The organism is Hyphomonas sp. CY54-11-8, from assembly GCF_000682735.1.
In the GTDB taxonomy this organism is placed as follows: Bacteria; Pseudomonadota; Alphaproteobacteria; order Caulobacterales; family Hyphomonadaceae; genus Hyphomonas.
This window is the reverse complement of record NZ_AWFD01000013.1, coordinates 20,429-30,851: the sequence shown is the minus strand read 5'-3', so window position 1 is coordinate 30,851 and position 10,423 is coordinate 20,429. Positions and strand designations below refer to the sequence as shown.

Genomic DNA, 10,423 nt, shown 5'->3' with positions numbered 1-10,423 from the left:
TTAAGTCAGGCAGCCTGAAGTCTCAAATTACCTGACGACGGACAGCCCTGCGTCTTCGTAACAAACGATTCCAGCACCTCCCATTCATAATCAACGGCTCACCTTTGATAGAGAGTCTTTCTACGGATCTTCACAGATACTTCATCCAGATTCCACTCCCATTGGCGCAATTGTCTCACCTTTTCTGAGCGCCGTTTGCGGATCTTGTGAGCGAAGCAAGTGCCGAAGCGATCCCCCCGGTGACGGATTGTCTCGAGACAATTGTCGATCCCTCACCCGTGAATCAGGTCGTCGACGTTCATTTAAGGCAGCGAGAAGCGAACGCACATCATGACCGCAAGCTGGATCAGCTCGGGTGATGTTTTGAAATGTTGGAAAGCGTTCTGACCCAATTCTGGAGCGCAGGCGTCAGAATGCGCCGTTTCAAGGTCGGTTGTGCTTACAATACCTCACAGCGGAATGGTTGCGTTCAAATCCACAAATGCGTCACTGATCAGCCATTTCAATGACGGTTTTTCCCATCGTGACCATCCCGGCCAGAGCGAATTCAAAAATAGTAGTGAAATCCGTCACGTGCCGGTCACACGCTCTCACTAGCTCAGGCCGGTCTGTTCGAGCATCGAGTCTCGACAGATGAAGATGATTTCTTCCGGCGCACTCATGGGGGTGAATGCGGCGGGTATTTTCAAGGGAAGAACAAGCAATGTCTTTGTTTAAGATGAGCCTGCTGGCTTCTGCCAGCCTCGCTCTGTATGCAACGAGCGCCATCGCGCAGTCCGCCGATTCCGCCGCACCCAATGACCAAGCCGAGCAGCGCCGTGAAATGGATACAGTGGTCATCATCGGCCAGGCGCAAACCTATTCCTCCGCTGAAAGCACGGAGGCCATGGCGCTGCAGCAAGCCCCCGTCAGCTCTATCCTGGCTCAGGTCGACAACCTTCCAGGCGTGCTGGTTTCGGAGGGCGACACGTTCGGCTTTGATGACTGGTCGACCGGAATCGCTGTCCGCGGTTTCCAGAACAATCTCGGCGAGCAGCAGATCGGCATCACCGTTGACGGCCTGCCGAACGGCGGTTCGAATTATGGCGGCGGCTCCAAGGCCAACCGCTACATCGATACCCAGAATGCGGGTGCCATTGAGGTTTCTCAGGGCACAGCCGATATCGCCTCTCTTTCGAATGATGCGCTCGGCGGCACGATCAACTTCACGACACGCAATCCGGAAGACGAAGAGCGCGTACGTGTTTCCGGCACACTCGGCGATTTTGAAGCTCAGCGTTTTTATCTGGCATATGATACGGGTTCCTTCCTGAACGACACGACCAAAGCCTGGTTCTCCGTCTCCAGCCAGACCGCGACGGATCATATCGAAGGCTCTGCCGATAACCGCCGCGACCACTATGCCGCGAAACTTGTCAGCACTCTTTTCGATATCGACTGGACAGCTTACGCTTCTTACGACGATGCCGCGGAGAACAACTACGACCAGCTGTACTCCGAGGCCGACTGGCAAACGGATCCGAATTCCGACCGTCTGATCGGGAACTGGACCGGCGTTCCGTATGTGGATCAATCCTATCGCCAGGTCTGGGGCACGCTGCGTGAAAACTCCCTGCTCTATCTCAAGGCTGAAAAGGAAGTTGCCGAAGGGCTGAAACTCAAAGGCGGCGTCTATCTGCACAATATGGATGGCCGCGGCGACTGGGCCCCGCCCTACCTTGTCAATGTGACCGACGATGGCGCCGGTAACGCTGAAAGCGAGTTTCTGGGCGGCGAGCGCGTGATGGGCGGCTCGCTCCTCGGTCAGCTCTTTTTTGTCGATCCGAATGGCGTTGCCTTGTCTCCGGAAGCGGGTTGTCAGTCTTCACTGACCTTCCCGTATGGCGGCACCTCGAACGCAGCCTACGATCCGGCCTGCTACCCGGCCAACGCGATTCCGGTCTCATCCTACCGCCACACGCATTACCAGCGGGAACGCTACGGCATCACGGCGGATATTGAGTGGACGAAGACGTTCGATGCCTTCGAGAACATGCTCCGCGGCGGTGTCTGGTATGAAGACGGTACCCGCTACGAATATCGTGACTGGCATCGCATCATCGACTCCCGCGTCGGGCCGGAGTTCGATAGTCTGGCATACTGGGTCCAGTATGATCGCGAGTTCCCGCAAAACACATTCAAATGGTATGTCGAAGACGTCGTCTCGTTCGGCGACTTCACGTTCCGGGCAGGCGTAAAGCAATTCAACAACTCGATCGATCGTGTTGACAATTTCGACCCGCAAAACCCGGACAAGAACTTCACGCTGGATTCCGAATCCGACGTCCTGTTCTCTGGCGGCGCGTCCTGGGCACCGAGCGCCGTGCCGGGCATGGAAATGTTCGTCGGCTATGCCGAGAACTACAAGGCAATCCCGGACAGCGTGCTTGAAGTCATCAATGTCGATGCAGGCATCCCCGATCCGGAAACTTCAGAAAACACGGAAGTCGGATTGCGCTATTCCAACGGCCGCCTGCGTGGCTCGCTGGTTTACTTCGACACGACCTTTGAAAACCGCCTCTTCCCCGCACCAACCGCCACAGTTGAAGGCATTGACTATCTCGAAGCCTCGAACGGCGGCTACATAAACGGCGGGGGTATCGACTCTACCGGCGTCGAACTTGCGGGTGAATTCCTGCTGAATGATAACCTGACCTTTTTCGGTTCGTATACTCACAACGATGCAAAGATCCTTGGGACTGGAGACAGCGTACTTGATGGCCTCGCTGGTATTGCTGTCGGCAACAAGGTTCCGGGTATCCCGGATGACATGTTTGTTCTGTCGGCTGATTTCACCAAGGGCAACTTCTATGGCGGCGCTTCTGCCAAATGGGTTGGCGATCGCTTTGTGAATTTGTCGAACACCTGGACAGCCGACTCATATGTCGACACCGACCTCTATCTCGGTGTCTCTGGCTCGGCTCTTTCGGGCGACCTGTCCAACATCGATTTCCGCCTGACAGTAAATAACGTGTTCGATCAGGACTGGCTGGCCGGTATCTCTGGCAACGCGGCCTGGATTTCTGCGCCGCGCACAGTTGCCCTGACCGTAACGGCCGATTTCTAAGGGAACCGACTGACGTAAATCTGAGCGAAGGCGGTCTCGAAGAGGCCGCCTTCCTCTCCGTTTAATTTCGTGTTTTTTCTGACACCGAAACTGGGCCAATAAGGCCAACACAAAGGAACTGTTCATGACCCGGATCAATCGCCGTCAAGCCCTGGCCCTCTTGTCCAGCACCGCACTCTCGACGGCATGCGCCACGCAGGGCGCACCTGAGGCTATGGACACGAGTGCATCTTTTACAGACCCCGACATTTTCCGGCACGGCGTCGCAAGCGGTGATCCAGAGACAACGAGCGTCGTGATCTGGACCCGCGTCTCAACGGGGTCGCCGATCGTGGATGTAACATGGGCCATCTATGAAGATCCGGAGGGCAACTCGCTTATCGCGAGCGGTTCCCACCAGGCCTCGGCAGACTCAGACTACACGGTGAAAGTCATCGCCGATGGTCTTCAACCGGGCCAGACCTACTATTATCGCTTCGAAGCAGAAGGCGAAGTGTCCCGCACCGGCCGGACCCGCACGCTACCTGTCGGAGCCCTCGATAGCCTCGGCATTGCACTCGTTTCCTGTTCGAATTACCCGTTTGGCTATTTCAATGCCTATGATGCAATCGCTCACGATCCGGCGATCGATATCGTCCTGCATACGGGCGACTACATTTACGAGTATGGCGGTCCGGATGGCTGGGGTCAGGAAACCGGCGCGGTGATTGGACGCCCCCACAATCCTCCGCATGAAATCATCACGCTCGCTGACTACCGGCAGCGCCACGCCCAGTACAAGCAGGACGCCGGGTCGCGTGCAATGCACGCCATGCACCCACTGATCTGCTGCTGGGATGATCATGAAAGTGCAAACAATCCCTGGACGGGCGGCGCGCAGAACCATCAGCCAGAAACAGAAGGAAGCTGGGAAGACCGCCGCGCAGCGTCGATCCAGGCCTACTATGAATGGATGCCCATTCGCGAGCCGAAGGCCGGCCGCACGCGCGCACAATTCTGGCGGTCCTATATGTTCGGTGACCTTGCAACCTTGCTGACACTCGAAACCCGGCATACCGCCCGCGGCAAGCAAGTAGATTATGCTGAATGGGCCCCGAAGCTGAACACGGAAGAAGACTACGAAGCTTTCCGCAAGGACGTTCTTGGTGATCCGGAGCGTCACATGATATCCCCAACCGAATTGACTGATATCTCGGAGGCGCTCTCCAGCTCTGTCGCGAAGCGCCAGCCATGGCGCGTGATCGGGAACCAGATTCCGATGGCCCGCACGCTGGTTCCGGATGTTGTCGGGCTGGGTGTGTTGCCGGTGCCAGACGAAGCGTCGCTCGAGGCACACAAGCGTCTTGCCTGGCTTGGCCAGCATGCGTTGCCATTCTATACCGATACTTGGGATGGCTATCCCGCCGCGCGTGAGGTGTTCTACGATACATGCAAAGCGAGTGGGGCGTCAGACCTGCTGGTTCTGACTGGTGACAGCCACAGTTTCTGGGCAAACCATCTTCACGATGGAAGTGGCACCAGCATGGGCATTGAACTTGGCACGTCCGGTGTGACATCGCCGGGAGATTTCGTCGAATCCGGCTTTGATGACGAAACAGCCCGATCACTTGACAAAGCTTTTTCGGATTACGTTCCCGAAGTAGTGTGGACGGACAATATGCATCAGGGCTATGTTCGGGTTGTCCTGCAAACGGATGTGGCAGAGGCCAGCTTTGTTGCTGTCAGTACTGTGCTCAGGCCAGTCTACGAGGCCAGATCGATTAAGAACTTCACTATCAGGAAAGATACCGCCAGCCTGTCGTTACAGGAGGCCTGAAGCCAAAAGTGGACGCTGAGCCACTTCGGAGCACAAGTCAGTCCAAGTGCCGGTTCTCCAAAATAGCCAATTGCGCACGCATGAGATTGCGCGCCCTGGTAAACCATCGGCGTAATCCAGCGGTAGGTGGCGAAGAACAACCAGAAGCCACTGCAATAAAGTTGTGCTATACTCACAAAAAATGGTGCCCACATGATGCAAACGGAAGATATCCGCATCGGGTCCAAAGGGCTTGGTGGTTTCCTGACCGTGCCGGACAAAGCACGGGGCCTCATCATTTTCGCCCATGGTAGCGGATCCAGCCGACATTCCCCGCGCAACGCATATGCCGCGCGCAGTTTCGAACGGCTTGGGTTTGCAACCTTGCTGTTCGATCTACTCACGGAGCACGAGGCAGGTGACCGGCGTAATGTCTTTGACATCGCCTTATTGGCAAAACGTGTCGTGCTTGCCGTCGATTGGGCTCGTCAGCAAACGCGGTTGCAAAATTTGCCTGTCGGTGTTTTCGGCGCGAGCACAGGCGGAGGCGCTGCCTTGGCAGCCGCGGCAGCCTCGCCACATATCAGGGCCGTTGTGTCCCGCGGTGGTCGGCCTGACCTGGCGGGCGCCGCTCTTCCGCATGTGCGCGCGCCAAGCCTTCTGATTGTTGGCGGAAATGACCGGGAGGTCCTGGCTTTAAATGAGGCAGCCGCGGCACGTATGACCTGCGAACACCGCATTAGCGTGGTGCCAGATGCCGGTCACCTGTTCGAGGAGCCAGGAACACTCGACAAGGTCCTGGCCTTGTCCGGCGCATGGTTCTCGAAACATTTGGCGCCCGCGGGACGGGAAACGATCCCCCTGCCAATGGCAGACCGAGCGGAAGCCGGCATGCTCCTCGCCCGGGCCCTGTCAGCACATGAATTCAAGGCCCCGGTCATCTACGCCCTGCCACGCGGCGGCGTGCCGGTTGCCCGGCCGATCGCGGAAGCCCTGAATGCTCCGCTCGATATCCTAATGGTCCGCAAGATTGGTGTGCCCTGGCAGCCGGAAGTCGCGGCCGCATCGGTTGTCGACGGTGAAGGCGCCGAGATCGTGAACAATGATCCGGTCATGCGGGCCACCGGGCTCAATGCCGGAAAAATTGCCGAACTGGCAAAACCGGAACTTGAGGAGATCGAACGCCGGCGCAGCCTTTACCTACCAGGAAGGGAGCCTGTGCGAGCGGAAGGCCGTACGGCGATCCTGGTCGATGATGGCATTGCCACCGGTACAAGCATGAAAGCGGCCATTCTGGCGGTCAGGAAACGGCGCCCTGCCAAAATCGTTGTGGCGGTCCCCGTCGCTGCGCCGGATACGCTGCACGCGATCGGCACAATGGTGGATGATGCGATCGTGCTCGCCGCGCCGGAGCGGTTTGGTGCCGTGGGCAGCTATTACCGGGACTTCCATCAACTGTCTGACGACGAAGTCATCCAACTCCTCCAACAACCGCTTGTTGGTGAGGAATGATGGATACCGTCCGTGTTCCCGCAAATGCAGAGCTTTCGAACCTGATTGCGGGACACAGCCTGCCGCTTCCCGCAAGTCATCCATACGATACGCTTGCCGAGGCGGTGGACGAATTCAGCGAAGCACGTGTCGTGCTGCTCGGCGAATGCACGCATGGCACATCTGAATTCTATGAGGCGCGTGCGGCGATCACCCGGCGCCTCGTTGACCAGCACGGGTTCCGGATTGTTGCAATCGAGGGCGACTGGCCGGATGCAGCAGAGCTTGATCGCTATGTCAGAGGCCGCGAACCCTGGGGCGAGAGGGATGCTTTTGTGAACTTTCCGCGCTGGATGTGGCGTAACCGGGAGTTTGCAAACTGCCTTTCGGCGTTGCGCGACTGGAATGCTAACCAGCCAGCGGAGGAACGCGTCGCCGTGCGCGGCCTTGATGTATACAGTCTCGACAAATCGATTTCCGAAGTGCTGGCCTATCTCGACCGGGTCGACAAGGAAGCGGCGGCCGTCGCGAGAGAACGTTATGCCTGCCTGTCTCCCTATGTCGGACGACCGCAAATTTACGGCGCGCAAGCCATGCGAACGGGCCGCACCTGCGAAGATGAGGTCGTGCACCAATTGCTCGATCTGCTCGACCAGCGCCTGGACTATGCCATGAAGGATGGCGACGAATTTTTCGATGCCGAACAGAACGCGCGGGTCGTCCAGGCAGCTGAACAGTACTACCGCGCCATGTATCATGGCTCGGTCAGCACATGGAATCTGCGCGACCAGCACATGTTCTCAACCCTTCTGCGGCTGTTGGAGCAGGCCGGGCCAAAATCAAAAGCCGTCGTGTGGGCGCACAACTCTCATATCGGCAATGCCAGTGCCACCGGCATGGGTGAACGGGGTGAGTTTAATATCGGCCAGCTGTGCCGGGAACTTTTCGGTGATGCTGTTGTGGCGATCGGCTTTGCGACGAGTACCGGCACTGTGATGGCAGCGGATGATTGGGGGAGTGCCGCGAAGATAAAGAAGGTCATTCCGGCCCGGCCAGACTCCTGGGAGCGCGTCTTTGAAGATACGGGCCTGTCGGCCAGCTTCACCAGTTGGCGAAAAGACAATAGCATTCGAAAGGCATTGGACCATGTCCGCCTCGAACGGGCTATCGGTGTCATTTATCGTCCGGAAACGGAACGTTGGAGCCACTACTTCGACGCCAATCTCGCTCATCAGTTCGACGGCCTGGTCTGGTTTAAAGAGTCTGCCGCTGTCACACCGCTACGAGGCAAAGGCCCCGAAGGCGCACCGGATACATATCCGTTTGGCTTGTGACATCTGATAAAGATGAAGGATAAGACAAGATTCGCTGCTCCAGAGGCCGTCGCCGTCTTCCAGACTGAGAAAGATGTGGATCCGTTTTCGCGGACGAGCAGATTCCAAGCGGCGATAAGGTGCCCCATCAACCGGGTTCAACGTCGATGAAGCGGCCTCCGTCCCTAACGAGCTGCTTGAGCGTTTCGCTCGGCGCAAATCGCTCGTCTTCTGCGCCAAGACGCTCCATTGTGTCGAGCACCGCGTCGGCCCCGACCATATCCCCGTAGAGCATGGGCCCACCCTTGTCTGATGGCCAGCCATAACCATTGAGCCAGACAATATCGATATCGGAAGCCCGCTGCGCTTTCTTCTCCTCGAGTATCTTGAGCCCCTCATTGATCATCGGGTGAATACAGGTTGCGATGATATCGTCCTGGCTGGGCGCCGATCCGGGCTTTACGCCCGTGATATCAGCGATGATCTTTGCGGTCACCTCCGACGGCTTGGGGCGGCGGTTTTCATCATAGTCATAATACCCCGCTCCGGTTTTCTGGCCACGCCGGTCAAGTTCACAAAGTGCATCGCGGATCGGGTTGGCAGTTTTTGCCCCCTTCTTCCAACCGATATCCAGCCCTGCAAGATCTGACATCTGATAGGGTCCCATCCGAAACCCGAACGCATTCAGGGCCGCATCGACATCCCAGGGCATGGCGCCTTTGGCAACGAGCTTCTGGGCTTGTGCCTGGCGGGCAAAAAGGATGCGGTTACCCACAAATCCGGGACAAACACCGACGAGCACGGCGATCTTGTTGATAGCCCTGGCCAGATCCATGCAGGTTGCGATCACATCGTCTGCCGTGTGATCTGTCCGAACGATTTCGAGAAGCTTCATCACATTGGCGGGGGAAAAGAAATGCAGTCCGATGACGTCTTCTGGCCGCTTGGTGACGCTGCCGATCTCATTGATGTCCAATGCGGATGTGTTGGTGGCAAGGATCGCACCCGGTTTCATGATCCGGTCCAGGTCGGAGAATATCTTCTTCTTCAAGTCCATGTCTTCAAAGACGGCCTCGATGATCAGGTCACAGTCTGCAAAATCTTCCATATCCAGTGTGCCCGTCAGGCACGCCATACGCGCCTCGACTTCATCTTGCGGAAACCGTCCCTTGTCGGCGCTGCGCTGATAATGGCCGCGAACTATGCCGAGACCACGATCAAGGGCTTCCTGCTTTTGCTCCAGTATCAGCACCGGAATTCCCACCGTGGCGAAGTTCATTGAAATACCACCGCCCATCGTCCCGGCGCCGATGACACCCACTTTCTGGATTTTGCGGCGTTGGGTGTCAGCGGGTACATCAGGTACAATCCAAGCATCGCGCCCCGCTTTCGCGATGTAGTCGGACACTTGCTCTGGTGTAATTGAAATTGCAGGCATTGATTTGTCTTTCATTTGATGAACGCGGGCGCGCTGACGCGTGTTTGGCGAACTATATTGCGCTACGCTACTATCTGATCCTCTTATTTTGAAGCCTGGATGAAAGCCACATTCGAACCGTCGGCACACTCCGCACCTGTAGCGCTGGTTTACCCACATGATTGGGGACCCCGCAATTCCGGATGGTTCTATCAGCCAAACTCCCCTGATCGCCATTTGCGATAGTACGGAATCAGCTCCTCAGGAATCGCCGCCTCAAATGACTTGTCCATCGGGTACTGGGGCATAGCTTCCTCAACCGCATTGAGCAGAGTAATCCCCTGCCGGCGATCCTTCGGACGTTTGAGTGGATTTCGTCCTTTTTTCTCCGACATCCAGAGCTTCTGTAGCGCAAACCATCGAGGATCAGGGGCAACAATCCGGACCGGTGTTCCATCTCGGCAGGCCACAACCTGGTCGACCGGCTGGCCAGGAAGCAACCATTCCTGCTCTGGTAAGGGCACAGGCCTCGGTCGATCGCTTCGTCCGAGAGTGTCTGCACGCGACGGCGCAACGAGAATCTCAACCTCATAGGCTTTCGCATTGCGAGCCTGAAATGTTCGCTCTGTATTCACCGTAAATGTCGGATCTACGGATTTTAGCATATCCCAGAGTACGGTGTCTGGCTCCTCGCTTTCAACTGCCGACCAGGCGAGATCGAAATCTTCCGTCTCCTCCGGAGCGCCGATAAGAAAACCTGCCGCTTCCAGAGCGTAAGCTGCGATCGCATTTGTTCCGACGACGAGCAGATGGCTACCCATCAAATCCCTGCGGTCACATTCCCGCAGGATCGGGCCTGCCCCACTCGACAACATAGGTAGCCTTAGCGCCCGGTAGAGCCGGGAACTTTCATCAAGTGTTGCACGAGTCCCGTCCCTCTGGGCCTGCGCCCTTTGCTTCTCTTCCCGGTAACTTCGGAATTTCTCTTCCAGCTCATCATTCAGCCGGCCAAGGCTTTTGCCATTGCCGCTGCGATCGAAGATTTCATAGAGATACGACTTGCCCGAAACGGTTTTGATGCGCAGATCATAGGGCATGCGCGCCAGTATACGCTCAGCCTCCATCCAGACCTCATAGCGCTGGCGTAGATTGATGAGCGTGCGAAGCTGCTCGTCTGTAAATGGCCTAACAGTCGCCATGAAGATTATCCCACGTTTTGTGCTTTTCTTGATATATGGGATAAACCATTAAAATTCAACATAATACACGCACCGACAGGAAGCGGTTTGGGGCAATATAAC

The 10,423-nt window shown here is 56.9% G+C and carries 6 protein-coding genes; 4 read left to right on the top strand and 2 right to left on the bottom strand.

Going from position 1 to position 10,423, the window contains the following annotated elements; genetic code table 11:
- The first annotated feature begins 703 nt into the window (after positions 1–703).
- The 4 genes from HY17_RS10495 to HY17_RS10475 all read left to right on the top strand — a co-directional run bounded on the left by HY17_RS10495 (position 704) and on the right by HY17_RS10475 (position 7,726).
- Positions 704–3,106, top strand: coding sequence for a TonB-dependent receptor (locus HY17_RS10495; RefSeq protein ID WP_197020265.1), 2,403 nt, complete (start codon positions 704–706; stop codon positions 3,104–3,106).
- A gap of 124 nt (positions 3,107–3,230) precedes the next feature.
- On the top strand, positions 3,231–4,922 hold the full coding sequence (locus HY17_RS10490; RefSeq protein WP_034766437.1) for an alkaline phosphatase: 1,692 nt from the start codon (positions 3,231–3,233) through the stop codon (positions 4,920–4,922).
- Between the two features lie 192 nt (positions 4,923–5,114).
- Entirely contained in the window at positions 5,115–6,413 is a 1,299-nt protein-coding gene (locus HY17_RS20530; protein ID WP_175354488.1) for an alpha/beta family hydrolase, read from the top strand.
- Complete coding sequence (locus tag HY17_RS10475; RefSeq protein ID WP_034766436.1) at positions 6,413–7,726, top strand: erythromycin esterase family protein; 1,314 nt, start codon at positions 6,413–6,415, stop codon at positions 7,724–7,726. Before HY17_RS20530 ends, HY17_RS10475 begins: the two co-directional genes overlap by 1 nt.
- A 127-nt stretch (positions 7,727–7,853) precedes the next feature.
- On the opposite strand, the gene HY17_RS10470 is transcribed toward HY17_RS10475, so the two are convergent.
- Both HY17_RS10470 and HY17_RS10465 read right to left on the bottom strand, forming a co-directional pair.
- Positions 7,854–9,302: a 3-hydroxyacyl-CoA dehydrogenase gene (locus tag HY17_RS10470; RefSeq protein WP_233348753.1), complete on the bottom strand. Its 1,449-nt coding sequence runs from the start codon at positions 9,300–9,302 to the stop codon at positions 7,854–7,856.
- A 32-nt stretch (positions 9,303–9,334) separates the two neighbouring features.
- Positions 9,335–10,321, bottom strand: a complete 987-nt coding sequence (locus HY17_RS10465; protein WP_034766435.1) for a GSU2403 family nucleotidyltransferase fold protein — start codon at positions 10,319–10,321, stop codon at positions 9,335–9,337.
- Between the last annotated feature and the right edge of the window lie 102 nt (positions 10,322–10,423).

Bases quoted from the DNA above. Each gene is read 5' to 3' on its own strand.
- HY17_RS10470 (WP_233348753.1), bottom strand. From the start codon at position 9,302: ATGTGGGTAAACCAGCGCTACAGGTGCGGAGTGTGCCGACGGTTCGAA.
- HY17_RS10465 (WP_034766435.1), bottom strand. From the start codon at position 10,321: ATGGCGACTGTTAGGCCATTTACAGACGAGCAGCTTCGCACGCTCATC.
- HY17_RS10495 (WP_197020265.1), top strand. From the start codon at position 704: ATGTCTTTGTTTAAGATGAGCCTGCTGGCTTCTGCCAGCCTCGCTCTG.
- HY17_RS10475 (WP_034766436.1), top strand. From the start codon at position 6,413: ATGGATACCGTCCGTGTTCCCGCAAATGCAGAGCTTTCGAACCTGATT.
- HY17_RS10490 (WP_034766437.1), top strand. From the start codon at position 3,231: ATGACCCGGATCAATCGCCGTCAAGCCCTGGCCCTCTTGTCCAGCACC.
- HY17_RS20530 (WP_175354488.1), top strand. From the start codon at position 5,115: ATGATGCAAACGGAAGATATCCGCATCGGGTCCAAAGGGCTTGGTGGT.